This window comes from Komagataeibacter europaeus LMG 18890, assembly GCF_000285295.1.
Classification (GTDB): Bacteria; Pseudomonadota; Alphaproteobacteria; order Acetobacterales; family Acetobacteraceae; genus Komagataeibacter; species Komagataeibacter europaeus.
The window spans coordinates 73253-98992 of sequence record NZ_CADP01000004.1 but is presented as its reverse complement, the minus strand read 5'-3'; the positions used below and the strand labels follow the sequence as shown (position 1 = coordinate 98992).

Genomic DNA, 25740 nt, shown 5'->3' with positions numbered 1-25740 from the left:
GAACCCGGACCACCGTGCCGTCGATCATCGCATATTCCATGTCGGCCTCGTCAGAGACCGCTTCAAAAAGCCGTTTGAAAACACCGGCTTTCATCCAGTCGCTGTAACGGGAATAGACCGAGTTCCAATGCCCGAAATACGTCGGAAGGTCCCGCCATGGGCTGCCGGTCCGGGCAATCCATAAGACCGCCTCGATAAAAAGACGGTTGTCCTGCCCGCTGCGCCCCCGATCCGTTTTCTTGCCAAGGCACAGCGGTTCCATTTTCGCCCATTGGGCGTCTGTCAGTACGAAGCGATCCATACGGATTTTGAATCACATTTGGTGACTTTGAAAAAGCACAATTCCCAACAGACCCTGAAAAAAGCTTCACCAGAAACTTCTTCATTTTACGGCTTGCGCGGATGCCCGTCCGGCAATAGCCATGAGGGTACGCCCCAGTTCGGTCTTTATCATGCGCCGGGCCAGGGCGCGTAGCTGGGTTACGTCAATATACCCCATGCGAAAGGCCGCCTCCTCGGGGGAACCAACCAGCATTCCCTGCCGCGACTGCACCGTCTGCACGAACGAGGACGCCAGCATCAGGCTATCGGGCAGGCCGGCATCCAGCCATGCGCACCCACGCCCGAGGCGTTCGACACTCAGGCTGCCTTCCTCGAGGTAAATCCGGTTGAGATCGGTGATTTCCAGTTCGCCCCGTGGCGAAGGACGCAGCCCGGCCGCCAGTTCCCCCACGCGCCCGTCATAGAAATACAGCCCCGTCACCGCCCAGTTTGATGGTGCGTGTTCAGGCTTTTCCAGAATATCCAGCGCCTTCCCGTCCGCATCGAACGTCACCACGCCATAGCGTTCGGGATCACGCACCTGATAGGCGAAGATCGTGGCCCCATGTGCCCGCCGTGCCGCGACCCGCAGCATGGCGGGCAGATGATCGGCAAAGAGCAGGTTATCGCCCAGTATCAGCGCGCATGGCGCACCCGCCAGCCAGTCACCCGCAATCCGGAATGCCTGTGCGATCCCCTCGGGCGCAGGCTGGATACGGTAGGTAAAGGACACGCCCAGCAGTGACCCGTCCCCCAGCAGGCGCTGGAACTGGGGCATGTCCTGCGGTGTTGCAATGATCATGATGTCACGGATACCCGCCATCATCAGTGTCGAGATCGGGTAATAGATCATCGGTTTGTCATAGACTGGCAACAGCTGTTTGCTGGCCGCCAGCGTCATGGGGTACAGCCGTGTGCCGGACCCGCCCGCCAGCACGATCCCCTTCAGTCCCGGCGCGCCGGTCATGCCACCTGCCCCAGCCGTTGCCCGCCATAGCGTTGTTTCCGTATGGCCTGCCACCATTGTGCATGGTCAAGGTACCAGCGAACGGTCAGGTCCATGCCCGTTTCAAAATCATGCCGTGCCTTCCACCCCAGTGCCTGTTCGGCATGGGAAGGGTCGATTTCATAACGGAAATCATGGCCCGGCCTGTCGGCCACGTGCCGGATCAGCCGTGCATGCGGCCCCGCAGGATCGGGACGCAGCCGGTCGAGGGTACGGCAGATGGCATGGACCACTTCAAGGTTGGTGCGCGGCTGCCGGGCGCCAATGGCGTACGTCTCGCCCGGCTGGCCCTGTTCCACCGCGCGGACCAGGGCCTCGGCATGGTCGCTGACAAACAGCCAGTCGCGAATATTCTCACCCGTACCATAAACAGGCAGTTCGCGTCCCTCGATCGCATTGATGATCATGAGCGGCACCAGCTTTTCGGGAAAATGCCAGATTCCATAGTTGTTGGTCGTGTTCGTAACAAAGGTCGGCAGGCCATAGGTATGCCACCAGGCCCGCACCAGATGGTCGGATGCGGCCTTGCTGGCGGAATAGGGGCTGCGCGGGTCGTAGGGCGTGGCCTCGGTAAAGGGGGCCTCATGCGGGCCAAGCGCGCCAAAGACCTCATCGGTCGAGATCTGATGGAAGCGGAAGGCCGCGCGCCGTGTCGCGGGCAGGGCCTGCCAGTACGCGCGCGCGGCCTCCAGCATGGCAAACGTGCCGGTCACGTTGGTCTGCACAAAGGCACCGGCATTGTCGATGGACCGGTCCACGTGACTTTCCGCCGCCAGATGCATCACCGCATCGGGGCGGAAGGCCGCGAACACGGCCCCCAGGCGCGCAGTCTCGCAGATATTGACCTGGCTGAACGCATAGCGGTCGCTGGCTGCCGCGACACCCACCGCATGCGGACTGGCCGCATAGGTCAGGCAGTCAAGATTCAGGATCTCGTGGCGGGTCCGTGCGATCAGGTGGCGTANATGACCGCCGATCCGATAAAGCCACATCCGCCGGTTACCAGAATGCGCATGATAATCCGTTACGTCAAAAAGGGTAGCAGACAGGAAAAATGTTAATATCCGGCCAACATTACCTGCCTGCCCGCCCCTTTTGCCGCCCCATCGGGATTCCGGTATGATGCGCGGAAAGGATATGCCGTGGATGAACTGCCGCTACCCAGCGCAGGCATGTCCAAATGCGATATACAGGCCGGGCCTGTATTTTTTCGACCAAGGTATGCCGCCTGCATGATGCTTCCCATACGCCTGATCTGGTTACGCGCCCTGCCCCTGATCACCGTGTTCATGACAGATGCCGCCGCACAGGCCCATGCCGCCCCCCTGCCCGATGCCGCGGTCATGCTGCAGCACGACATGCAGCAGGAACTGGAGGCGCAATCCGCCCTGACACGCCCGAAACAGACCGAACGCGCCATGGCGCTGGCAGATGGCATGCTGGACCATGCCAACGCATGGCCACAGGATGAGCAGGTCATGCTGGTCGTGGACCGCGCGCCCAGGGTCCAGTTGATGTGGATCGTGCTGGCCACCCCTGCCGCGCACCGGCTGACGCCACTGGGCATGGTGCCCGTCAGCACGGGCCTGCCGGGACGCAAGGAACATTTCCGCACGCCTGCGGGCATATTCATCAATGACGGGCAGATATACGGCTACCGCGCCCAGGGCACGAAAAACGAACATGGTATCCGTGGCAACGGCGAAAAAGGCATGCGGGTATGGGATTTCGGCTGGCAGACGACCGAGGACTGGCGACGCAAGGATGCTGTGGCCGTGGTACGGCTGGAGATGCACGCAACCGATCCCACGTTCCTTGAACCCCGGCTGGGACGGGCTGATTCCGAAGGCTGCATCCGCATTCCCGCGCGCATCAACAGCTTCATTGACCGTCATGGCCTGCTGGACCGGCAGCTTGACCTGATCGTCCAGCAGGATGATCCGCAGAAGGCACGCGCCGTACGCGCGCTGCTTGGGCGCAACCACATTCCCACCCCGCTGGAAGGGGACCGGGTGATCGTGGTGGATTCATCCAACCCCGCAACCCGGTTGTCCGATCCGGCGATGGCGCAGAAAATGCAGGACAGCTTCGCGCAGTTCCTTGCCGCGACCGCTCCACAGCCCGCAGGTCCGGCGCAGGCACCCGACCCATCCGCGTCAACCGCGATTGCCACGACAACGTCCGCGCAGCAGACAGGCCCTGCTCCTGCTCCTGCTCCTGCTCCTGCTCCTGCTCCTGCTCCTGCTCCTGATGACTGGCCCAACTGATCAGGCCTGCGCAAATAAAAATACCCATTCATGAAATTTTTTATTTGTGAATATTTCCATTTCCGCGGTCACATCCTGAATCCCATCCATATGCAACAGGGCAACCCGACCCGATATGGACATAAAAAAAAGGGGGAGCATAACCGCTCCCCCCTTTTCATGACCCCTTGGGTTCCGACGCCTTATGACCAGCGCCAGTTCTCGATTTCGGGCATATCCTTGCCATACTGGGCCACATAGCGCGTGTGTTCGACCAGTTTGTCAGCAATGGCCTGATTGGCGTAAGCCGCCTTGTTCGCCAGTCCCGGCACGCGACGGATGACATTCTGCACCAGGTGGAAGCGGTCAAGGTGGTTGCGCACTGTCATGTCGAACGGCGTTGTGGTGGATCCTTCCTCACGATAACCATGCACATGGAAGTTACGGCAGTTGGTCCGCTTGTAGATCAGCTTGTGAATCAGCGCGGGATAGCCATGGAACGCGAAGATCACCGGCTTGTCCGTGGTAAACAGGCTGTCGAATACATAATCCTCCAGACCGTCCGGATGCTGGGACTTCGATTCAAGGGTCAGCAGGTCAACCACGTTGATCACGCGGATCTTCAGGTCCGGCAGGTGTTTGTTCAGCAACTGCACCGCCGCCAGTGTTTCCATGGTCGGCACGTCACCGGCGCAGGCCATGACCACGTCGGGTTCACCACCCTTGTCATTGCTGGCCCATTCCCAGATCCCGATGCCCTTGGCGCAATGCGCGATGGCGGAATCCATGTCCAGCCACTGCGGTTCGGGCTGCTTGCCCGCCACGATCACGTTCACGCGGTCACGGCTTTCAAGGCAGGTCTTCGCCGTGCACAGCAGGGTATTCGCATCGGGCGGCAGGTACACCCGCACCGTCTTGGCCTTCTTGTTCAGCACATGATCGATAAAGCCGGGATCCTGATGGCTGAACCCGTTATGGTCCTGGCGCCATACATGCGATGTCAGCAGGTAGTTCAGCGATGCGATCGGCGCGCGCCACGATACCTCATCCGCCTGCTTGATCCACTTGGCGTGCTGGTTGACCATCGAATCCACGATGTGGATGAACGCCTCGTAGCACGACATGAAACCATGGCGGCCCGTCAGCAGGTAGCCTTCCAGCCAGCCCTGGCAGGTGTGCTCGCTCAGGATTTCCATCACATGGCCATTGACCGCCAGATGGTCATCATAATCGAACGTCTCGGCGTTCCATGCGCGATTGGTCACATCCAGCACCGCGTTCAGGCGGTTGGAATTGTTCTCGTCCGGGGCCAGCACGCGGAAATTGCGTGACGACAGGTTTTCCTTCATCACGTCGCGCAGCCACGACCCCAGCACACGCGTGGCCTCACCAAGTTCATGCCCCGGGGATGAGACGGCTACGGCATATTCCGTCACATCCGGCAGGCGCAGGTCACGGCGCAGCAGGCCACCATTGGCGTGGGGGTTGGCGCTCATCCGGCGGTCGCCCTTGGGCGCCAGCGCCGCGATTTCCGGCATCAGGGTGCCGTTTTCGTCAAACAGTTCCTCAGGCTTATAGCTGTGCAGCCACGTATCGAGCAGCTTGAGGTGTTCGGGCTTGGTCAGGTCGGTAATGGGCACCTGATGGGCGCGCCAGTATCCTTCCGTACGCAGGCCATCGACCGTCTTGGGACAGGTCCAGCCCTTGGGCGTGCGCATGATGATCATCGGCCACATGGGACGCGTGGTGTCATTGTTCTCGCGCGCGGCCTTCTGGATCTTCGAGATCGCGGCAAAGGCCGTATCCATCGCCACGGCCATTTTCTGGTGCATGGTGTCCGGGTCGTCCCCTTCCACCACGATCGGGTCGTAGCCGTAGCCACGGAACAGGCTCAGCAGTTCCTCGGGCGAAATACGGGCAAGGATGGTCGGGTTCGCGATCTTGTAGCCGTTCAGGTGCAGGATCGGCAGGACCGCACCATCGGTTTTCGGATCAAGGAACTTGTTGCTGTGCCACGATGTTGCCAGCGGGCCGGTTTCCGACTCGCCATCGCCCACCACGCAGGCCACGATCAGGTCAGGGTTGTCGAACACCGCGCCATAGGAATGCGACAGCGAATAACCCAGTTCGCCGCCTTCATTGATGGATCCCGGCGTGGTCGGCGCCGCATGGCTGGGAATGCCACCGGGGAAGGAGAACTGCTTGACCAGCCGGGCCAGACCGTCCGCATCCTGCGTCACGGCGGGGAAATATTCGCTGTACGTGCCTTCCAGATAGGTGCTGGCAACAACGCCCGGCGCCCCGTGGCCCGGCCCCGCGACGAACAGGATGCTGCGATCCTGTTCACGGATGATCCGGTTGAGGTGCAGGTACAGGAAGTTCAGCCCCGGCGTGGTGCCCCAGTGGCCCAGCAGGCGCGGCTTGGTGTGTTCCAGCTTCAGCGGCTCACGCAGCAACGGATTGGCCAGCAGATAGATCTGGGCAATCGACAGGTAGTTTGCTGCATGCCACCACTTGTTGAACAGCGCGACATCCGCTGCGGACAGCGGCGTTGCGGATGCAGTTTCACTCATTTCCGTTCCTTCCGAGACATTCTATCCCTGTCCGGCCTGCATTCAGGACAGACACATCAGCACATGCCGACGGATTGTCGTTTCCTCATCGGTGGGGATGACCCGCACCTCCACGGCACTATCCGGCATGCTTATGATTTCGCTGTGCGCGGCATTCGCCCGCGCATCAAGGCGGATACCCGCCCATTCCAGCCGCTTGCAGATCGCGGCGCGGATCACGGCGTCATGTTCCCCGATCCCCGCGGTAAACACCAGCCCGTCCAGCCCCTGCAGGGCCGCCATCATGCCCCCCGCCTGCTGGGCGAAGCGATAGACGAACAGGTCAAGCGCCTGCGTCACCTCCGGGCTGATCCCGGCGCGGGCGTGCAGGTCGCGCATGTCGGCCGAAACCCCCGACACCCCCAGCAGGCCGGAGCGGTGGTAGAGGATATTTTCGATCTCCGCCGCCCCCAGCCCTTCTTCCTTGAGCATGTACAGGATCACGCCGGGGTCCAGGTGCCCGCACCGCGTCCCCATCACCAGCCCATCCAGCACTGAAAAGCCCATGGTGGTGTCGATGCTGCGGCCAGCCTGCAGGGCGCACAGGCTGCCCCCGCTGCCGATATGGGCGACAATGGTACGCCCCTGCCCCAGATGCGGCGCGCGCGCGCGCAGGACGGAGGCAATGTATTCATACGACAGCCCATGGAACCCATACCGGCGCACGCCACGGGCGGCATAATCACGCGGCAGGGCCTGCGCCTGCGCAACCGGCGGCATGGTATGGTGGAAGCCGGTATCGAAGCATGCGACCTGCGGCAGGTCCGGATGCTGGGCCAGCAATGCACGGATGGGGGCAAGGCTGCCGGGCTGGTGCAGGGGGGCAAAGGGGGTCAGGGCCGCAAGACGGGTCAGCACATCAGGCGTCACCCGCACGGGAGCGATGAATTCCGGCCCGCCATGCACCACACGGTGGCCAACCGCCATAAGGTCAACGCTCCCCAGCTGTTTGCCAACCCATTCCATAAGGGTCGCCATGGGACCGTGATGCGCCGCATCCCCGGCGCCCTCGGCCACGGGAGCCCATTTTTCATCAACCAGCACCTGCCCCGACGCGTCATGGGCGACGAAATGGGGATGGATGCCGATTCCCTCCAGTTCCCCCGATGCAATGCGGTGACTGGGGGAAGCAGCCGTTTCCCCCGGTTCAATGGCAAACAGGGCGAACTTCAGGCTGGATGATCCTGCGTTCAGTGCCAGCACAGCGCGTGTCATGCCTGTTTCCCCCTGTAATTTTTACAACCGGCAGTATGTCACGCCGATCTGCCATACCTGACATTGATGCGAATCAATTGGTTGCATCACAGATAGCATCAGGAAAGCGCAATCACAGGCAACGCCCTGCATGCCATGTTCCTGCCAGACAGGACCCTATCGCGGCACTGTCCCAAAAGTTAATTCTGAATCAATCAGTTATGATCAATATTCCGCGCCCCGCACCATGGCGGGCGGGGCCGATCGTCACGTCAACGCATATCACATCCGCGTATGGTCCGGGTGCCACCGGCAGGTCGGTGCGCGGTCCCGTCAGGAAAAGCGCCGTTCCAGCGCGGCCTTTGCCGCCATACGGGCCTGCCCCGCATCACGCCCCACCCGGATCAGCGCCGGAATCTGGAACGGGTTGCACAGGATGCTGCGCGCAAGGGCCCCCACCGCCAGACTGCCATCGGGCCGCAGCGCCACGACCGCGGCAGGCGGCAGGGTCCGGTCCGCCGGATCGCACACGACGCGCATGACCGCAAAGGGCACCTGACGGACCGCGGCCATTTCCGCCACCACGCCACTTTCCATATCCAGCGCCACGCAGCCGGTCTGGCGGAACAGCGCCATCTTGCGCGCAGCCGCGGTGACGATCACGTCACTATGCAGCAGGTCGCCATCAATGACATCCGCCCGGTCGGCGCCCAGCCAGTCCAGCAGGGCGGGGGCCGCGGCCAGACGTTCCCCATTGACCACGACATGACGCGGCACGACGACCGCCCCGGGCTGCAGCGCCGGGTCCAGCCCCGCCGCCAGCCCAAAGGACAGCAGCGCATCCACCCCGCTTTCCAGCAGGTCGAGCACCGCCTGCCGCGCACCGGACAGGGTCGCCCCACTCAGCCCGAAACGGGCCGTCGGCAGGAAGGGACGGATCAGGGCGGCTTCCGCCTCCATCCCCACCACGATACCCAGTCGGGAAAACGGGGTGGCAGATACACTGTTGGACATCGTAAGCATTCCCCCCGTTATCAGAAGCCGTAGCCAACACGGCCGGTATTGCCGATCTGCATGTTCCGGTACCGCGACAGGGCCAGCAGCGGGAAGAACTGACGGTAGCCATGGTACCGCAGGTAAAACACCCTGGGGAAGCCTACGGCGTTATACGGTTCTTCCTTCCATTCGCCATTTTTCCCCTGCGTGCGACCCAGCCAGGCAATGCCACGCGCCACGGCGGGATCATCACGCAGGCCAGCCGCCATCAGGCCCAGAACGGCCCATGCGGTCTGGGATGGCAGGCTCTGTTTATAATCGCCATGCATCCCGCCTTCATAACTTTCACAGCCCTCACCCCAGCCGCCATCGGCGCGCTGGTGGTGGCGCAGCCAGTCGACCGCGCGGATGATCATGGGATCGTCATGCGGCATCCCGGCGGCATTGAGCGCGCACAGAACGGACCACGTGCCATAGATGTAGTTGGTGCCCCAGCGCCCGAACCACGATCCGTCCGTTTCCTGCTCCCTGCGCAGATAGGCGATACCGCGTTCGATCGTGGCATGGTCCTCGACCTGACGCAGCTGCGCGAGGAAGGAAATGCAGCGCGCCGTCACATCCGCCGTTGGCGGGTCGAGCAGTGCGCCATGGTCGGCAAAGGGAATATGGTTGAGCACGTCGCGGCTGTTATCAACATCGAACGCGCCCCAGCCGCCATTGCTGCCCTGCATGCCGATGATCCATTCCCGCGCGCGGGCAACCGCATCCGCATTGGCCGGGTCGCCATCGCGATGCAGCAGCATGCCGACAACGGCGGTATCATCCACATCGGGGTAATAGTCATTGGCGTACTGGAACGCCCACCCGCCGGGGCGGACATCGGGGCGGTTGACGGCCCAGTCGCCCCTGACGTTCAGGATCTGGCGTTCACGCAGCCATCTGCCTGCGGCCGCCAGTTTCTGCTTCGTCTCCTCCGGCGCGATGCCGTCGGGACCGGATGCGGCCTCAATCATGGCATGACCGGCAAGGCCGGTATCCCATACGGGAGAGACGCAGGGCTGGCAGTAGGTTTCCTTGCCCTGATTGACCAGCAGGCGCCTTACTGCCTCCCACGCGGCCTTTGCACGCGGGTCTTCGTCCGATATCCCCAGCGCGCGGAACATCATGACCGTGTTGGCCATGGCGGGATAGATGGCCCCCAGACCGTCCAGCCCGTTCAGGCGCGGTTCAATGAAATCGACCGCAGCCTTTATGGCCCGGCGTCGGGTCTTTTCGGGGATCAGGCGTTCAGCGGGTCGCAGCATCGCATCCGCATACCGGAACACATGCCCCCAGACGGAGCGGTATGGCCCGCGAATCCAGTCCCGTACCTTTCCGGGCGATGTCACGAACAGTTCGTGCACATGCACCCGGCGCGGATTGACCGCGGCGGGACGGAGTGCTGCCAGCACCAGCAGTGGCGCGATCACCGTGCGCGACCAGTACGACATGTTCCATACCGAGAACAGCGCCCTGCGCGGCAGCAGCATGATCTCGACCGGCATGACGGGGGCGGCTTCCCACGGCACATCACCAAACAGGGCAAGCTGGATGCGGGTGAACACATTGGTCCGTTCCGCCCCGCCATAGTCCAGGATGGCATGGCGTGCGCGCACCATGTGCGGCGCATGCACGCTGTCGCCAATCGCCTTGAGGGCAAAATACGCCTTGACCGAAGCCGACAGGTCGAACGTGCCGTCCTGATACAGCGGCCAGCCGCCATGGTCCCCCTGGATACGGCGCAGGTATATGCCGATCCGCTGTTCCAGATCCGGGTCAATGCGGTTCAGGTAGTGTTCCAGCAGCACGTATTCCGCCGGGATGGTGGCATCGGCCTCAAGATCAAAGACCCAGTGCCCGTCATCCGCCTGCCGCCCGCCCAGTGCCGCATGCGCACGGGTCACGGCCTGATCCAGTTCGGCCTGATCCAGCGGGGCGTCCAGCGCCGCCTTCGGCGTGGCGGCCTTGCGGGTGGAGGGGGTCGTCCTGCGGGGACGGGTAACGGTCGCGGTCTCGGTTCTCTTTGCCATCATTCCATATTCCCCGTGTGGTCACGGGGGCCTGTTGCAGATCCGTACATCATCATTTCGGTCGGCCGGGCATACCCCGGCGGGCATGGACAGCCTGTGCCGCGGCATGGCCTGACCTGATCGCGCCCTCGATTGTGGCGGGCAGTCCCGTGGCCGTCCAGTCCCCGGCCAGCAGCAGGTTGGGCGCCATGGTCCGCATGCCGGGCCGCAGGCGGTCCTGCTGCACGGTTGCGGCAAAGGTCGCGCGTTTTTCACGCACGATACGCAGCGGCGGCATGGCGACCGGCAGGGGGACCGTCGCGGCCGGGTCGATCGCGGCGCGGACTTCGTTCCAGATGATGGCCGCCAGTTCATCAAGGTCTCGCGTGGCGTAGCGGTTGGCGGCGCTGACCGTGACCGACAGGATCCTGTCCTTGACGAACACCCATTCACTGATACCGCCCACGACCCCGATGAAACGGGCCTGCGCCAGCCCGCCGGTCAGCACCGGGGCCTGAGGCAGCAGGAAATGCGCATTCAGGATCGACTCGAACTGATCCGGCGCGCTGAACCCCGGCAGGTCGGCCGCAAGCAGGCTGGTCGCCACGGGTGCGGGCACCGCCATGATCACCGTATCCTCCGGCCCCAGCGCAATCCGCTCATCCCCCAGATGCAGGGCCGCGACGCTGCCATCAGCCATCTCGACCGCGCTGACGCGACTGCCGGTCCGCACATCGGCCTTCAGCACCGACAGGTGGGCAAGGGCCGGGTCCACGAAGCTTTCGGACAGGCCTTCCGCCGGGAAGCGGGGCAGGCAGTTACGCCCGCCACGCGCAAGGCTTTCCTTCACCACCGCACCCAGCAGGGCGGCGCTGCCGGTATCGGGCATGGTGTTGAGGACGGATATGGCAAAGGGTTCAAGCAGGCGGCGCGCAAGGCTGCCGGGCTGCAGGCAGTCGGACACCACCATGTCCGGCGTCGCCTCCATCAGCGCCAGCAGGCCGCGCAGTTCCGCCAGCCGCATGCCCGGCACGCGCCTGCGCTTCGACAGCACCCATAGCGGCACCCGCCCGCGTGACAGGTCCAGCGTCCAGCGCAGCCGGTCGGCAAGGTCCACGAACGGGAAAACCGGCCGCTTCGGCCCCACCAGCGTATCCTGCGCCCCGATCAGGCCAAGATAGCGGTACACCGCCGGGTTGCCCGACAGCAGCAGGTGGTTGCCATTGTCAATCCGGCAGCCAAGCTGCCGATCAAGGTAGGACCGTGCCCGGCCACCACAGGCGGGACCGGCTTCGTACACGCTGACACGCTCGCTGCCGCCCGCCAGTTCAACCGCCGCCGACAGACCGGCCAGCCCGCCACCAACAATATGGACATGCCCCGACATGGATCAGGCCACCAGCGCGCGCAGCGCGACCAGCACCTTGCGCGGGCGGGAAAGGGAGACACGCTTGTCCGGCGTGCCCCATCCCTGCCGTTCCTGCGCGGCCAGGATGGCGGCATAGGTCGCGCCCATGACGCGCGCGGGCCGCATGGCCGTGCGGTCGCACAGCCGCATGGCGCGCGAAGCCGCCCGGAAATGGTCATGCGCCCGGCCTGCAAGGATGCGCCCCACCTGTTCCAGCCGGCGCGCGCGCACTACCGCGTCGGGTTCGGGCGGAATGCCAAAGCGTTCCAGCAGTTCACGCGGCAGGTACAGCCGGCCCAGACGTGCATCCTCCGCCACGTCACGCAGGATGTTGGTGATCTGCAGCGCACGCCCCAGATGATAGGCAACCTGATCCGCATGGGCCGAAGAATCACCGAACACCCTTACCGACAGCCGCCCCACGGCGGAGGCCACGCGGTCGCAATACAGGTCGAATGTCGCCTCGTCCGGTGCGACGATGGGACCACGGGCATCCATTTCCATCCCGTCGATCACGTCGTTGAAGTCCTGCTGGCGCAGGTCGAAACGACGGATGGTCGCCAGCAGCACGCGGTCGATGCCATCACGCGCCTCACCCGCATACAGCCGGGCGATCCGCGCGCGCCATTCTTCCAGCCTGCGGCACTTGTCGTCCGGCTCGCCCTCGTCATCGGCCACGTCATCGACAAGGCGGCAGAAGGCATAGACCGCATACATGCCATACCGCCGGTCGGGCGGCAGGATACGCATTCCCTTGCCAAAGGAGGTGCCAGACCGCACCACGATCTGCTCCACCTCGGCCAGATCGGCGGGATCGCAGCCCAGTACCGGGGCCTCATCATGCCGCGCGCGCAAAAAACCCATTCCCGCGTGTTCCGTTCACTTTACGAATTTCAGTTCCGCCTGTTCTTAGCGGCAATCACGACCAAGGACAAAATCCCGTCACGTCAGACCAGCGTACGCACGGCCCCCGCCACCGCGCGCGCCACATCCATGCGCGACAGCTTGACCCGCCCCGCGATGGGGTCTTCCGTCCGCAGCCGCTGCGCCAGACGCCGCGACAGGCCCACGATCACCGCCGCCTCCATGCGCATGCGCCGGTCACGGATCAGGCCGGGCAGCAACGATGCATGACGGTTGAGTTCATCCACCCGGTCCAGCAGCGCATTGAAAACCCGGCGCATCCCTGGCAGCGCGTAGCCATGGCGCAGGTCATCCACGCCCACCCCTTCACGCTCCAGCCACGGGCGCGGCAGGTAGCAACGGTCAAGGTCACGCAGGTCATCGGCGCAGTCCTGCAGGTGGTTGATGACCTGCAGCGCGGTGCACAGCGCGTCGGACGCAGCAAACGTGCCAGCACTCTCCCCATGCAGTTCCAGCAGGAAACGGCCGACGGGATTGGCGGAATAACGGCAGTATTCCTCCAATTCCTCCCATGAATCATAGCGATTCTTTACCGCATCCTGCCGGAAGGCCACGATCAGGTCGGTGGCGGTATCGGTGGAAACCCCGGTCTGCGCCAGCGTGCGGCCCACGCGCACCGCCGTCTGCGCATCCGGCCGCTGCGGTGCGGTGCGTTTGCCCAGCACCACGTCCTCCATGGCGTTGAGACGGGTGATCTTGGCGTCCGCATCCAGCCGGTCGGTATCGACGATATCGTCGATCACGCGGGCAAAATCATAATAGGCATGGACGTGCGGGCGCAGCCTGCGGCTGATCAGCAGGGAGCCGACGGGAAAGTTCTCGTCCCCGGCATCCTTGCCCGACGAGACATCCTCGCTGCCCCACACGTTCCGCTCATCAGTATTCACCCTACATCATCCCCCATGCTGCGGTTCATTACGGCTGCGGTGCCCTCACCGCGCATATGTGTCGAAATCGCGCCGTCCGGTTCGGTATAGGCGCGGTTTTTCCACACCGTGCCCCGGCCCCGATGGTGGTCCAGCGCGGAACCGACCGTCGCCAGCGTATAGAACCCGGCAATGACCGGCAGCAACAGCGCCCATGACGGCGACTGGTTGAAACGCCGCAGGGTGGGGGTGTACGACGCCATGGACATGACCCATGCCCCCGCCCCCAGCAGGCACGGCAGGCCATGGCTGAACAGCGCAAGCTGCAGCGGCGCGATCCACACCAGCACCATGCCGATCACCGTTCCCACCAGCATGAGCGGCGAATACCCAAGCTGCACATAGGCCGTGCGCGCCACCATGCGCCAGATATCCGACGGATGGGGATAGGGCCGGATGGAGCGGGCCAGGCAGCTATGCCCCAGATAGATGCGGCCGCCACTGTGCTTGATGTGGGCGGCCAGCGTGCAGTCATCGATCAGCGCGCCACGCAGGCTTTCGATCCCGCCAATGCGGGCAAGGGCGCTCCAGCGCACCAGCACCGTGCCGCCAGCCGCCCCCGCAACCCGGCTGCGCGGGTTGTTCACGCTGGCGAAGGGATAGAGCAGCGCGAAAAAGAACACGAACGCCGGGACCAGCATGCGCTCGGCCGGACTGGCGCAGTTCAGTTCCACCATTTCCGAGACCTGGTCCAGCTTCCCCGCCTGCGCCTTGGCCACCAGTGTCGAGACATGGCGCGGGTCATGGGTGATGTCCGCATCGGTCAGCAGCACGAACCCACTGGAATCGGGCACCATCTCACGCGCCCGCGCAACGCCCTGCGCCACGGCCCACAGCTTCCCGCTCCAGCCCGCTGGCCGCGCCTTTCCGCTGACCACCGTCAGCCGGCGCCGGGGGTCGGGCACGGATCGCGCCAGCCGACCCGTGCCATCGGTGCTGTTGTCGTCCACCAGAATGACGTGCAGCAGGCCGGGATAATCCTGCGCCAGCAGCGACCCCACGCATTGCTTGACCGATGCCGCCTCGTCACGCGCAGGCACCACGATGCAGACTTCCGGGCAGTCCGCGCGTTTGAGTTGCGCACCACGCACGGGGGAGAGGATCGGCCCCGCCTGCCAGAACCAGCCATGACAGAAAATCAGCCCGACCCAGATAACGAACACCAGAATGGATAGGGGAAGCAGCAACATGACAGGGTCCTCAATCCAGCATTCCATGCTGTCGGAACCAGTCGATGGCATCCTTCACCGCCTCACGCGCGGGACGGGGGGCATAGCCCAGTTCGCGGATCGCCTTGTCGGAAGAAAAGAACATCTTCTTGTGCGACATGGCCAGCATTTCGGTCGTGACCCTTGGCGCGATGCCAAAGGCGCGCGACAGCCATTCGCTGGCCACGGCCACGGGCCAGATCACGGCCTGCGGCAGGCTTATGCGCGGCGGGGCCACGCCTGCGATTTCCGCCGTCATGGCGAACAGGTCGCGCAGCAGGTAGTTCTGGCCGCCAAGGATGTATTTTTCCCCGATCCGCCCGCGTTCCAGCGCCAGCGCGTGCCCTTCGGCCACGTCATCCACATGCACGATGTTCACGCCGGTATCGACATAGGCCGGCATGCGCCCTGCCGCGCAGTCCAGGATCATCTGCCCCGTGGGCGTGGGCTTGATGTCACGGGGTCCGACGGGGGTGGACGGGTTCACGATCACGGCAGGCAGCGCGCGTTCATGCACCAGGCGCAGGACTTCCTGCTCGGCGCGGTATTTCGAACGCTTGTAGATACCGATCACGCCATGTTCATGGACCGGCGTTTCCTCATCGGAAATCGTGCCATCCCCGATCAGGCCAAGGGCCGCGACGGACGAGCAGTACACGATCCGCTCCACCCCGGCCTTCTGCGCCGCCAGCATCAGCGCGCGCGTGCCTTCCACGTTGGCGATCATCATCGGCACCGGGTCGGGCACCCACAACCGGTAATCCGCTGCCACATGAAATACGTAGCGGCAGCCCTTCACCGCCGCATCGAAGCTGTCGGGGGTGGACAGGTCCCCTTCCACCAGTTCGGCGGGAAGGTCGCGCAGGTTGGTCAGGTCGCTTCCCTTGCGTACCATGAGCCGGAGCGTATGGCCGCGCTCCACCAGATTACGGGCAACGGCGGAGCCGACAAAACCGGTCGCACCGGTTACAAGGGTTGGGGCAGTCATGGTCTGAACGATCGCTCCGTCAGGGGACAGAAATCACGATTGCGATTACGGACTCGCAACCAGCGGGCGTTCCATTTATCCCGACACCTCCCGGTGGCGCCAGACCCTGCTGTAGTGTAAGTCAGGCACAACCGGCCAGTGCGGCACGAATTTTACCCGGTGTTCCCACGCCAACAGACCAAGACGGATCTTTTTTGAGAAAGCTCACCATCCTGCTGGCCATCCTTGGCCTGGCCCTGCTTACAGGCTGCACTGCGTGGCTTGGCGCGGGTTCGGTCATGAAGGCCATCGTCTCCATCGGGTTCATCGGTTTCATGGCGACCGTCATGGCCCAGCTTGCAGTCGATGCAATACTGGGTCTTGCGTGGCACGCAGCTTGCCGGGACATACCGTTCGTGCAACTGCTGGTTTCGCGCATGATCCGTGACGCCGCCGCATCCTGCCTGCCGTTTTCACAGCTGGGCGGCATGGTGCTGGGGATCAGGGCCACGTGTTCGAGCGACCTGTTCGCCGGGCCGAAGGGCCGCCATGTTGATGGGAGCGAGGCCGCCTGCGCCAACCTGGTGGACATCACCACCGAAGTCATGGGCCAGATCCTGTTCATCCTGACCGCCGTGGCATGCCTGGTGGCCCACCAGCAGTCCAGCCCCTTTGCCCGCCCGGTCATGATCGGCCTTGTGCTGCTGAGCATGGGCATCGCGGGATTCATCTATACCCAGCGCCGGGGTGGCGACCTGCTCAAGCGCGCGGGCAAGATGCTGGGCCACAACATGGCCGCCCAGTGGCAGGACGCGATGCTGAGCAGCGCCGACAGCATACAGGAACGCTTTGACGCCATCTGGTCCCATCCCAGCCGCATCGTGCAGGGCGCGCTGCTGCATTACGTGGGCTGGCTGGGCAGTGCGGCGACGATCTGGGTGGCCTATTATTTTCTTGGCGCGCATCTCGGCTTCGGCGGCGCCATCGCGATCGAGGGCGTGGCGTGTGGCATCATGTCCGTCTCGTTCCTGGTGCCGGCGGGACTGGGTGTGCAGGAAGCCGCCTACATGGCCCTGGGTTCCGCCTTTGGCATCGCCCCTTCCGTCTCGCTGGGGCTGTCGCTGCTGCGGCGCGGGCGCGAACTGGTGATTGGAATTCCCATGCTGCTGCTGTGGCAGGCAATGGAAATGCGCGCCCTGCGCCGCCGCTCCGCACAGGGGGAAACCGCACCGGCCGCCGCCCCCGTATCCATTCATGATTCCACCCCACCCACGGACATCACGCGGGATTGATCCCGCGCGCCGTGCCCCTTCAGACAGACAGACATTCCCCACCATGACGGACCAAACCGTACCCCTGTTCGATACGCTGGTCATTATCGGCCCCGGCCTGATCGGGTCGTCCATCCTGCGCCGGGGGATGGAGGACCGACGCATCGCGCGCCGCCTGGTGGCCTGTGACATAAGCCCAGAAGTCCGCGCCCGCGTGGCCGAACTGGGCATTGCCGATACGGTCGAGGCCGACCCGGCCACGGCCGCGCGGGATGCGGACTGCGTGATCATATGCGTGCCCGTGGGCGCGATCGCGATGGTGGCGGCCCAGGTCATGCCCGTCATGAAGAAGGGTGCGATCCTGAGCGAAGTGGGATCGGTCAAGGTCACGGTGATGGAGGCCATGCAACCGCTGCTGGCCCGGTATCCCGATATTGCCTTCGTGCCCGCGCACCCCATGGCGGGCACCGAATTTTCAGGCCCGGACGCAGGCTTCGCCACCCTGTTCGAGGACCGGTGGTGCCTGCTGACCCCGCCCGAACACACGCCAGCCACCGCCATCGCGCGCGTCACTGCATTGTGGGAGATGATGGGCGCGCGCGTGCGCAGCATGACCGTTGACCATCATGACCGTGTCTGCGCCATTGTCAGCCACCTGCCGCATCTGCTGGCCTTCACCATATGCGGCACGGCGGATGACCTGGCGGATGAAACACGATCGGAAGTGCTGGATTTCGCGGCGTCGGGCTTTCGCGACTTCACGCGCATCGCGGCGTCCGACCCGACCATGTGGCGCGACATTTTCCTGAACAATCGCGAGGCGCTGCTGGACATGCTTGACCGCTTCATCGCGGACGCGCAGGCCATGGGCGACGCCATCCGCACGGGGGATACGGACGTGATCGTCAGCCGTATCCAGCGCGGCCGCGCCATCCGGCGCAGCCTGATCGAAAACCGGCAGGCCTGATCAACTATCTGTTTTAAATATACCATTTATGAAAATAGAAGTTTTTGGTGAAGCTTTTTTCAAAAAGCTTCAGGGAACGCCGCCTTTTTGAAAAAAGGCGGCACCCAACAACTTCTGACAGTTTCTGATCAGGTAATCGTGGCGATCCGCAGCGTATTGGTGCTGCCCGCCACCCCGAACGGCAGGCCCGCGACGATCACCACCGCGTCCCCCGCCGTGCCATAACCATCACCCTTCGTCACCGCCAGCGCCTGGTCCACCACGCTTTCGATATTGTGGACCGGCGTTTCCTGCCCCACGGATACCGCCTGGACCCCCCATGCCACCGCCAGCCTGCGGGCGATGTCATCGGTCGGGGTCAGGCCAAGGATGGTGCAGGTGGGCCGTTCGCGCGCAATGCGCAGCGCGGTGCGGCCCGACAGGGTAAAGGCCGCCACGGCCGCGGCATCAAGGGTGGATGAAATCTGGCGCGCGGCGGCGGCAATGGCGCCGGGCACGTCATGCTGGGGGTCGGGGCTGGATGTTTCCATCTGGCGACGCCAGACTTCATCCTCCTCTACCCTGCGCACGATCCGGTCCATGATGGCGACCGTTTCACGCGGGTATGACCCCACCGCCGTTTCCGCCGACAGCATGACCGCGTCCGCCCCGTCAAACACCGCCGTCGCCACGTCCGATGCCTCGGCCCGGGTGGGGGTCGGGGCATGGACCATGCTTTCCAGCATCTGGGTCGCCACCACGACCGGGCGGCCAAGCTGCCGGGCAACGCGGATGATGCGCTTCTGCGCCAGCGGCACGCGTTCGGGCGGCAGTTCGACCCCCAGGTCGCCGCGCGCCACCATCACCGCATCCGACAGGGCCACAATCTCATGCAGGTTGTCCATCGCCTGCGGCTTTTCCAGCTTGGTCATGATCCATGCCCGGCCAGCCGCCAGTTCCCGGGCCTCACGCACGTCCTCGGGGCGCTGCACGAAGGACAGGCCGACATATTCGATGCCAAGGTCCAGCGCGAAGGCCATGTCCGCCCGATCCTTGTCCGTCAGCGCGGGAATGGGCAGGACCACATCGGGCACATTGACCCCCTTGTGATCCGACAGCGGGCCGCCAAGCGCCACCTCGGTAACAAGGAAATCGTCGCCGCGGTCACATATCCGCAGCGCCAGCCTGCCATCATCCAGCAACAGCGTGCTGCCCACGGCGGCGGCGGCAATGATTTCGGGATGCGGCAGGCAGACCCGCGTCTCGTTCCCCGGGGTGGGATCAAGATCCAGCCGGAAGCGTGCCCCGGCGCTCAGCTGCACCTTTCCATTGGAAAAATTGCCCACGCGCAGCTTTGGTCCCTGCACATCGGCCAGAATGCCGACCGGACGCCCCAGTTCGGCCTCCACATTGCGGATCACGGCATGACGGGCGGCATGATCGGCATGGGTGCCATGGGAAAAGTTCAGCCGGAACACATCCACCCCCGCCACCGCCAGCGCACGAATGGTCGCGTGATCTGTCGTGGCCGGGCCCAGTGTCGAGACAATCTTGGTCCGGCGCATGGCGCGATAGGGTGTATCCGGCATTTTCTTCTCCAGCCTGTTTACGATCAACCGTCAGGAGGGGGATATGACCTCCTGCGGCAACAGTCCCCACACGGCGCTGCGTTCCAGCCAGCCGCTGTACTGCTTGACCGATACCTTGCACCACGACGTACCCGTCTGGCACTGCCGCAGCGTGCCCACCACGCCGGGACGCAGTACGGCGACGACGGGTGATGTCGTGCTGGCATCCGAATGCAGCATGACAGCCCCCCTGATATCCGCCGCGTCAGCCGCATCCGCCACATGACCGACAATACGGGTATCCGCCCGGCCGATCACGTCGGTTTCCTTGGCGGCAGGCTGTCCTGCCTGCCGGGCATCACCCTGTGGGGGCAGTCCCGGAATGACAAACGTGCGCGTTCCCACCAGGGTTGCCTGATGGACCCAGCCCTTCTGGCCGTCCGAATCCTCCACCAGGCGCCAGACATCAAATTCCCGCTCGATCTTCACCGGCAGGCCGCGGCGGTGGTACACCCAGTCGATGGGATAGCGCTGGCCCGGCCCGGTGCGCAGGTTGACCTCATCCGCGCGAAAGGCGGCGAAGCGCGGCAGCGGCAGGCCGGTCACGCTGCCCTTCGTATTGTCCACCGGCGCAAGGGCCGCGGGCGCATCCGGCGGCGCGGCCGCATGCGCAGGTGGCGGCGGAGCGCTGCCGCCGGCAACCGCGGCAGCCCCTGCCGCCCCGGTCGCAGCCCCCGTCGCCGCACCGGCGGCCGCGGCCGCATGATGGTGGTGATGCGCCCCGGCCGCGTGGGCCTTCTTTTCCTTGCCCGCATGGGCATGGGCGGACGTCGTGGCCTCGGCGGTCCTGGCATGGTGGGCATGATGGTGCGTCGTGGCCTGCGCCACGGCACGGTCCATATGCCCCCCACCCATGACCAGCACGGCTGCACAGGCTGCCAGATACCCCCGCCGCACGGGGACGCGGGACGGCACGCGGGCCGGTCGCGCAAGGAATTCATGCCGCACGCACTGCGCCATCGTGTTCTCTTGTCCTTACAGGGTTATGATCTGCCGCCCCCGGGCGGCTTCAAGGAAAGTCGGGACGCCCGCCATCTGCACGCAGGGCAGCAGGCGGTACGCCGGAAGATCGCACAGTTTCAGCGCCGCTTCACAGGCCATGAATTTCGCATCCAGTTCAATTGCCGCGTCACGCAACGTATCCATGCCCGCGACCCCACGCGCGCGCACCAGTGCGTCGTCACCCGCATCATGCAGCCCGCTCCAGTCACGCGCCAGCGCATGCACCCCGCGCCCCGCCGCAAACACGATGACGGGCCGGCCAATGGCCAGCGCCCCCGCCGCCAGAACGAAGGCATAATGCGCGCGGGCGTACGCCCCGTCATATAACAGGATGGCCAGGGCGCCGTCGTCCCCCATCATGATGCCACCCCTTCGGACACGCCGCAGGTCACGGGGGCGGCGTCATGATGGGCGGACAGGTCATGGATGGTGGGATGCGCGCCACACAACGCGCAGTCGGGGTCGGCCGGCAGGGTAATGGTGTGGAAGCGCATGGCCAGCGCGTCCCATACCAGCAGCCGCCCGGCAAGGCTTTCACCGATACCAAGGATTTCCTTCAGCGCCTCGGTCGCCTGCAGCGTGCCCATCACACCCGTCACCGCGCCGAACACGCCCGCCTCGGCGCAGGACGGCACCGTACCCGCAGGCGGGGCTTCGGGATACAGGCAGCGGTAGCACGGACCACCGGGGCGGAAGGTGGACAACTGTCCCTCGAACCGCAGCACGGCGGCGGAAATCAGGGTCCGTCCCTCCAGCGCGCAGGCATCGGCCACCAGATAGCGGGTGGCGAAATTGTCGCAGCCATCACACACAAGATCGTGGTCACGCACCAGCGCACGCGCGTTATCCGCAGTCAGGCGGACGTTATGACAATCGACCCGTGTTCCCGGATTGATCGCATGCATGGCCCGGGCAGCCGACTCGACTTTCGGCTGACCGATCCGGTCGGTCACATGCGCGACCTGACGCTGCAGGTTGGACAGTTCGACCACGTCATCATCAACCAGGCCGATACGCCCCACCCCCGCCGCGGCAAGGTACAGGGCAACGGGCGACCCGAGTCCGCCCGCGCCAACGATCAGAACACTGGCCTTTTTCAAGGCGTCCTGCCCCGTCCCGCCAACTTCGGGCAGCAGGATGTGGCGTGCATAGCGCTGGATTTCGTCCTCGGAAAAATTCATCCCTGCCTCCTGCCCCGGCCCGTCGCGCAGCCATGGCCGGTATACCGTGCCTGTTGCGTGATGCAGCCGGAAGCGATAGGCATGCAATCACGATTACGTGATAATTCTTTCAGCCAATCATGAAACCAATGCATGCCGGATATGTTTCCAGTATAGTCTAGAAGAGCCGTGAAACCATCTGGGGGGAGTATAAATCAATGTCATATCTTTCCCGCATGGAAATTCCCGACAGCATTGCCTCCCTGCGCCGCCAGCAGGCGCGATGGGTCTGCGCGGGCACGCTGGCGGCAGCGACCTCGCTTTACGCCGCATCGCCCTTTTTCACGCTATGGTCCATCACCTCGGCCATCCGCACGCATGACATGGGCAGCCTGAACACCTGTCTCAAATGGGAATCGGTACGCAACGGGCTGAAGACACAGGCGGTCGACAGCCTGCTTGGCCCCCCGCATGCGGATGACGAACTGCCGGAATTCGGCGCATCCTTCGCGTCCTCCGCCGTGTCGAACGCCATTGACGAGGAAGTGCGCCCTGACAAGCTGGGCATGCTGGTGGACCACCTGATGCCGTCCGAACAACCCGGCACGCCACAGGCACTGTTTGGCCTGATGCGGCATGTGCATATGCATTTCACCCATCCGGGCGTGTTCGAGGCAAGCGTCATCATGCCCGGGCATGAAAATGAAACGCCGCTGCGCCTGCAGATGCGCATCCATGCCTTCCAGTGGAAAATCCATCACATAGACCTGCCTGCCCCCAGGCATGCCCCACTGGTCGAGGCTTCGGCCGGACCCATGCCCCAGCCGGTCACCCAGCCCTGACGCGGCTGTAACGGGCGGGCGTTCCGCCCGCCATGTGGCCGGTTGATGGATTACTTCGGGGCGGGCAGGTCTTCTTCCAGAACGGTCATGTGGACGGCATAGGAGACTTCGCCTTCGTCCTCGTCACGGTGGACGGTACCCACCACTTCACCATTGACCGCGAGTTCAACGGACAGACCGGCACGCGGCGGCGCATTGACCGTCAGCCCCGGTGAACCCAGCAGACGACGCAGGCAGACCTGAAGACGCGAAATTTCGGAAGAGGACATGGCAGCCATGAAACGTATGTTCTCCAAAATGGCAGGACCCGCCAGAAATAGGATCAGGGCCGGATATGGCCCGGTGGTCAACGCGCGTGGCAGGTCCGGTCAGGATCGGGCGGCTGCCCCGTGACACGTGCGGGCATCGCCGCAGGCTATAGGCGTATGTGTCCGCCCCTGCAACCGCATGCCCATGATTTTCCCCGGCATCGCCGCGTCCCCGCCACGATTCCCCTGTTCCCTGACCATAGCGCAACACCAGTAAGAAGGGAGAACAAAGACCATGTGCCTACGATCTTTTCCCCGGCTGATGCTGCTTGTGGCCCTGCTTGCTCCCCCCATCGGGCTGACAGCGCTTGCAGCCAGCCTGCCACAGTCCGGTCCTTCCCCGACCGAAACCGGGATGGACCTGAACGCGCGCAGCCTTTCACGCCAGATCCATGAAGATGGCGCGGAAGCCACCGTCAGGACACTGGACACGCACCGGGCATGGCCCCGCCTGCGCCGGGCCGTGGCGGCGGGGTGGGATGGATGGATTGAACTGGTGCCCGACCTGATCGCCCATACGGATGACGCGACAGCCCGCCAGCTCCGCACCGCCCTGCGACAGGCGCTGCCCCGTAACCCGCATGCCGTCCTGTCCGTGCTGGACCCTGGAAACGGGCCACTGCTGGGCGCGGGCGCGCTGTGCACGCCCCATGGCATGCCCGTACGCTGGGCGCGTGACAGCATGCGCGCCATAAGCGCCGAACATGACATTCACCTGACCCATCAGGTCAATGACTGCCTCGCGGCGCTGTCAGCCAGCACGACGACTACTGGAAAGGCAAATAGCGGAACGTGACGTAAATGGTGTTGCCACCGGTGGTGGGGGATGCCCCGTCACCACCTTTATAGGCCAGCTTGCGCAGATAGGTGTACTGCACGCCGCTCATCACCGCGCCATAGCCACCCTGCAGCACATGCCACCAGCCGCCTACCGTCAGGTCGGCCAGTGTATGGGTCTGCGCGTCACAGCTGCCGCCACTGATCTGTTCCACGTTGCAGCTGCTCAGCGCGAGGTCATTCACCCCATAGCCATACTGGTAGCCATTCGCGTTATAGGTGCGCCGCCCGGCACTTTCCACACCACCATACAGATAGACCAGCAGGTTGGGGGTCGGATGGCCGATCAGCCCCATGCTGCCGATGATTTCAGGAATCGGCGCGGGCGTGCCATTGGCCTTGAACGTGGCGTCGGGCAGCATGCCGGGGCCGTAGCGGCCAATCCCCTCGCCCGCCAGCACGTTGCCGGTAAACTGCAGGTAGCGGGGAATGACATGCACCGTCACATCGCCACCAACGCCACCAGCAAAGGACACCCGTTCGCGGATCGGGCCATTCGGGGCCTGCGCCATGTCCTTGAACCAGCGCGCAAGGCCATAGATTTCGTAATGGGCGGGTTTGGTATCCAACGCGCCTTTCAGAACGATGTCGGGGGCGACATCCATACTGTATTTGGCATTGGGGTTAAGCATGCCGGAGCCTGCATTGCTGTACAGCAGGGTCGTGCCGGATGATGCAATCGTATCATCGCTGGCCCCCGTCAGCATGGCGTGGCTGCCACCATTGGCGGCATAGGCCACCTGTGGCGCCTCCAGCGACAGCCCCAGCCACCATTTGCGCCCGAAATCCTTGATGAAGCGGATCTGCGGCACGCGGGTGAACACGATGCCCGGTATCTGGTTGTTATCGACCACCGGCGGCAGCTGTTCATGACGTGACAGCAGGCCCTGCGTATAGCCGGTGGTCAGGCTCCATGCCTGGCCCGCCAGCACGTGGAAGCCCCATTTCGTGTTGCTGTAGGTCATGTACGCCTGGCGGATTCGCGGCGTGTAACTGTTGGTCTGGTAGCTGTTGGCCGTGCCCGCGGCCCCCCCGAAATCGGTTTCGATATAGCCCGACAGTGTCTCGTCCTTGGTGGGGGATCCCTGCAGCAGCACGCTCAGACGCGTCAGCTGCGCGGAGGGACGATATTCCCCCGTATGCGCATTGGGGCTGTTGGCATAGGGGAAGCTGCCCCAGCTTGTGGCGGGACCGCTGGTCAGGTTTTTGCTGCGGTAGATGTTCGAAAAATCAATGAAACCACCCAGGCGCACCGATACCCCGCCAATGCGGAAGATGGGGGGCAGGCTGTCCACGCCCGTCTGGGTAATGGCCAGCGGACTGGAGGAATCAAGGTCAAGCTTGGGCTGCGCGGGGACGATGGATTCCGTCATGGTGTTTTCAGCCGCGGCCTGAGCCTGCGCGTCATCCGACAGGGTCGGACCACCAATGGTCAGGCGCGACAGGTCGGGCATGGCCGTGATCTGTCCCATCGTACTGCCACCCGACGTCCCCCCGCCCGATGACGCATGACCGCCTGAACGCAGCGTGTGACCGGCCAGGACATGCTGGCTGCCATGCGTCATGCCATGACGGGATTCCAGCTGTTCGACCTTGGCTTCCAGCCGGCGCATTTCGGCATGAAGGGCGCGGATTTCCGCCATGTCGTCCGCACGCGCATCAGCGGATACGGCCATGCCACCCAGCATGACCATCAACCCGCCAAGCAGCAGGCGCGACCGCCGCATTCCGTCAGGATGACAGGAAAAACGATCCACTTTCCAACAGTAATCCATCAGTCTGGCGCGTCTGCCCCTGAACATGCGGTTAATAAAAAAAACCTGTCCGCACCCGCTGCATGTACTGATGGTGAATACAGTAACAGACGGACACGACAGATAAAAACCGATC

General features: G+C 64.1%; 23 protein-coding genes. 5 read left to right on the top strand and 18 right to left on the bottom strand.

Annotated features, from left to right (window positions below; translation table 11 throughout):
- From GEU01_RS03565 to rfbB, 3 genes are all read right to left on the bottom strand, one after another.
- The coding region (locus GEU01_RS03565) for an IS5 family transposase (RefSeq protein ID WP_039794389.1) at positions 1 to 301 on the bottom strand (301 nt) is incomplete at its 3' end.
- Positions 302 to 382: 81 nt separating this feature from the next.
- Positions 383 to 1288: a glucose-1-phosphate thymidylyltransferase RfbA gene (rfbA, locus tag GEU01_RS03560; RefSeq protein WP_010510113.1), complete on the bottom strand. Its 906-nt coding sequence runs from the start codon at positions 1286 to 1288 to the stop codon at positions 383 to 385.
- Positions 1285 to 2319 carry a dTDP-glucose 4,6-dehydratase gene (gene rfbB, locus GEU01_RS22255; RefSeq protein ID WP_157212813.1) on the bottom strand — a complete coding sequence of 345 codons (1035 nt, stop codon included), beginning with the start codon at positions 2317 to 2319 and terminating at the stop codon, positions 1285 to 1287. Before rfbB ends, rfbA begins: the two co-directional genes overlap by 4 nt.
- A 240-nt stretch (positions 2320 to 2559) precedes the next feature.
- On the opposite strand from rfbB, the gene GEU01_RS27240 reads away from it, so the two are divergent.
- Positions 2560 to 3594, top strand: coding sequence for a hypothetical protein (locus tag GEU01_RS27240; RefSeq protein ID WP_042710767.1), 1035 nt, complete (start codon positions 2560 to 2562; stop codon positions 3592 to 3594).
- A 182-nt stretch (positions 3595 to 3776) separates the two neighbouring features.
- Here GEU01_RS27240 and GEU01_RS03540 read toward each other — a convergent pair whose 3' ends face one another.
- From GEU01_RS03540 to hpnA, 9 genes are all read right to left on the bottom strand, one after another.
- Positions 3777 to 6146, bottom strand: a complete 2370-nt coding sequence (locus GEU01_RS03540; protein WP_019084967.1) for a phosphoketolase family protein — start codon at positions 6144 to 6146, stop codon at positions 3777 to 3779.
- Positions 6147 to 6188: 42 nt separating this feature from the next.
- Positions 6189 to 7400: an acetate/propionate family kinase gene (locus tag GEU01_RS03535; RefSeq protein WP_019084966.1), complete on the bottom strand. Its 1212-nt coding sequence runs from the start codon at positions 7398 to 7400 to the stop codon at positions 6189 to 6191.
- 312 nt (positions 7401 to 7712) lie between these two features.
- Positions 7713 to 8393: a phosphorylase family protein gene (locus GEU01_RS03530; RefSeq protein WP_010511493.1), complete on the bottom strand. Its 681-nt coding sequence runs from the start codon at positions 8391 to 8393 to the stop codon at positions 7713 to 7715.
- A 20-nt stretch (positions 8394 to 8413) separates the two neighbouring features.
- On the bottom strand, positions 8414 to 10447 hold the full coding sequence (gene shc, locus GEU01_RS03525) for a squalene--hopene cyclase (RefSeq protein WP_019084964.1): 2034 nt from the start codon (positions 10445 to 10447) through the stop codon (positions 8414 to 8416).
- Between the two features lie 49 nt (positions 10448 to 10496).
- The gene (gene hpnE, locus GEU01_RS03520) at positions 10497 to 11810 is read right to left on the bottom strand and encodes a hydroxysqualene dehydroxylase HpnE (RefSeq protein WP_019084963.1); all 1314 of its coding nucleotides are present in this window, start codon (positions 11808 to 11810) and stop codon (positions 10497 to 10499) included.
- A gap of 3 nt (positions 11811 to 11813) precedes the next feature.
- A complete protein-coding gene (hpnD, locus tag GEU01_RS03515) occupies positions 11814 to 12695 on the bottom strand; it encodes a presqualene diphosphate synthase HpnD (protein ID WP_019084962.1) in 882 nt (293 codons plus the stop codon).
- Positions 12696 to 12778: 83 nt separating this feature from the next.
- On the bottom strand, positions 12779 to 13642 hold the full coding sequence (hpnC, locus tag GEU01_RS03510; protein ID WP_010511503.1) for a squalene synthase HpnC: 864 nt from the start codon (positions 13640 to 13642) through the stop codon (positions 12779 to 12781).
- Positions 13639 to 14871 carry a glycosyltransferase gene (locus tag GEU01_RS03505; protein ID WP_026018469.1) on the bottom strand — a complete coding sequence of 411 codons (1233 nt, stop codon included), beginning with the start codon at positions 14869 to 14871 and terminating at the stop codon, positions 13639 to 13641. Before GEU01_RS03505 ends, hpnC begins: the two co-directional genes overlap by 4 nt.
- Before the next feature lie 10 nt (positions 14872 to 14881).
- Positions 14882 to 15877 carry a hopanoid-associated sugar epimerase gene (gene hpnA / locus GEU01_RS03500; RefSeq protein WP_010511505.1) on the bottom strand — a complete coding sequence of 332 codons (996 nt, stop codon included), beginning with the start codon at positions 15875 to 15877 and terminating at the stop codon, positions 14882 to 14884.
- Between the two features lie 194 nt (positions 15878 to 16071).
- Here hpnA and GEU01_RS03495 point away from each other — a divergent pair, with 194 nt between their 5' ends.
- Together GEU01_RS03495 and GEU01_RS03490 are read left to right on the top strand one after the other, a co-directional pair.
- Complete coding sequence (locus tag GEU01_RS03495) at positions 16072 to 17148, top strand: lysylphosphatidylglycerol synthase domain-containing protein (protein WP_010511506.1); 1077 nt, start codon at positions 16072 to 16074, stop codon at positions 17146 to 17148.
- Positions 17149 to 17191: 43 nt separating this feature from the next.
- The gene (locus tag GEU01_RS03490) at positions 17192 to 18094 is read left to right on the top strand and encodes a prephenate dehydrogenase/arogenate dehydrogenase family protein (RefSeq protein WP_019084960.1); all 903 of its coding nucleotides are present in this window, start codon (positions 17192 to 17194) and stop codon (positions 18092 to 18094) included.
- A 128-nt stretch (positions 18095 to 18222) separates the two neighbouring features.
- Here GEU01_RS03490 and pyk read toward each other — a convergent pair whose 3' ends face one another.
- Genes pyk through GEU01_RS03470 form a run of 4 tightly spaced genes read right to left on the bottom strand, consistent with a single transcriptional unit; the run spans position 18223 to position 21884 of the window.
- A complete protein-coding gene (gene pyk / locus GEU01_RS03485; protein ID WP_026018468.1) occupies positions 18223 to 19662 on the bottom strand; it encodes a pyruvate kinase in 1440 nt (479 codons plus the stop codon).
- 30 nt (positions 19663 to 19692) lie between these two features.
- Positions 19693 to 20661 carry an SH3 domain-containing protein gene (locus tag GEU01_RS03480; protein ID WP_019084958.1) on the bottom strand — a complete coding sequence of 323 codons (969 nt, stop codon included), beginning with the start codon at positions 20659 to 20661 and terminating at the stop codon, positions 19693 to 19695.
- Between the two features lie 15 nt (positions 20662 to 20676).
- On the bottom strand, positions 20677 to 21063 hold the full coding sequence (locus GEU01_RS03475) for a DsrE family protein (protein WP_019084957.1): 387 nt from the start codon (positions 21061 to 21063) through the stop codon (positions 20677 to 20679).
- On the bottom strand, positions 21060 to 21884 hold the full coding sequence (locus GEU01_RS03470) for a HesA/MoeB/ThiF family protein (RefSeq protein WP_026018467.1): 825 nt from the start codon (positions 21882 to 21884) through the stop codon (positions 21060 to 21062). Before GEU01_RS03470 ends, GEU01_RS03475 begins: the two co-directional genes overlap by 4 nt.
- 197 nt (positions 21885 to 22081) lie before the next feature.
- Here GEU01_RS03470 and GEU01_RS03465 point away from each other — a divergent pair, with 197 nt between their 5' ends.
- Positions 22082 to 22705: a DUF2939 domain-containing protein gene (locus tag GEU01_RS03465; protein ID WP_019084955.1), complete on the top strand. Its 624-nt coding sequence runs from the start codon at positions 22082 to 22084 to the stop codon at positions 22703 to 22705.
- 50 nt (positions 22706 to 22755) lie between these two features.
- Here GEU01_RS03465 and GEU01_RS03460 read toward each other — a convergent pair whose 3' ends face one another.
- Positions 22756 to 22983 carry a DUF3126 family protein gene (locus GEU01_RS03460; protein WP_010513711.1) on the bottom strand — a complete coding sequence of 76 codons (228 nt, stop codon included), beginning with the start codon at positions 22981 to 22983 and terminating at the stop codon, positions 22756 to 22758.
- Between the two features lie 292 nt (positions 22984 to 23275).
- On the opposite strand from GEU01_RS03460, the gene GEU01_RS03455 reads away from it, so the two are divergent.
- Entirely contained in the window at positions 23276 to 23809 is a 534-nt protein-coding gene (locus tag GEU01_RS03455; RefSeq protein ID WP_019084954.1) for a hypothetical protein, read from the top strand.
- Here the strand turns inward: GEU01_RS03455 and GEU01_RS03450 are convergent.
- Positions 23781 to 25577, bottom strand: a complete 1797-nt coding sequence (locus tag GEU01_RS03450) for a hypothetical protein (RefSeq protein ID WP_019084953.1) — start codon at positions 25575 to 25577, stop codon at positions 23781 to 23783. The genes GEU01_RS03455 and GEU01_RS03450 overlap by 29 nt on opposite strands.
- Positions 25578 to 25740: the final 163 nt, after the last annotated feature.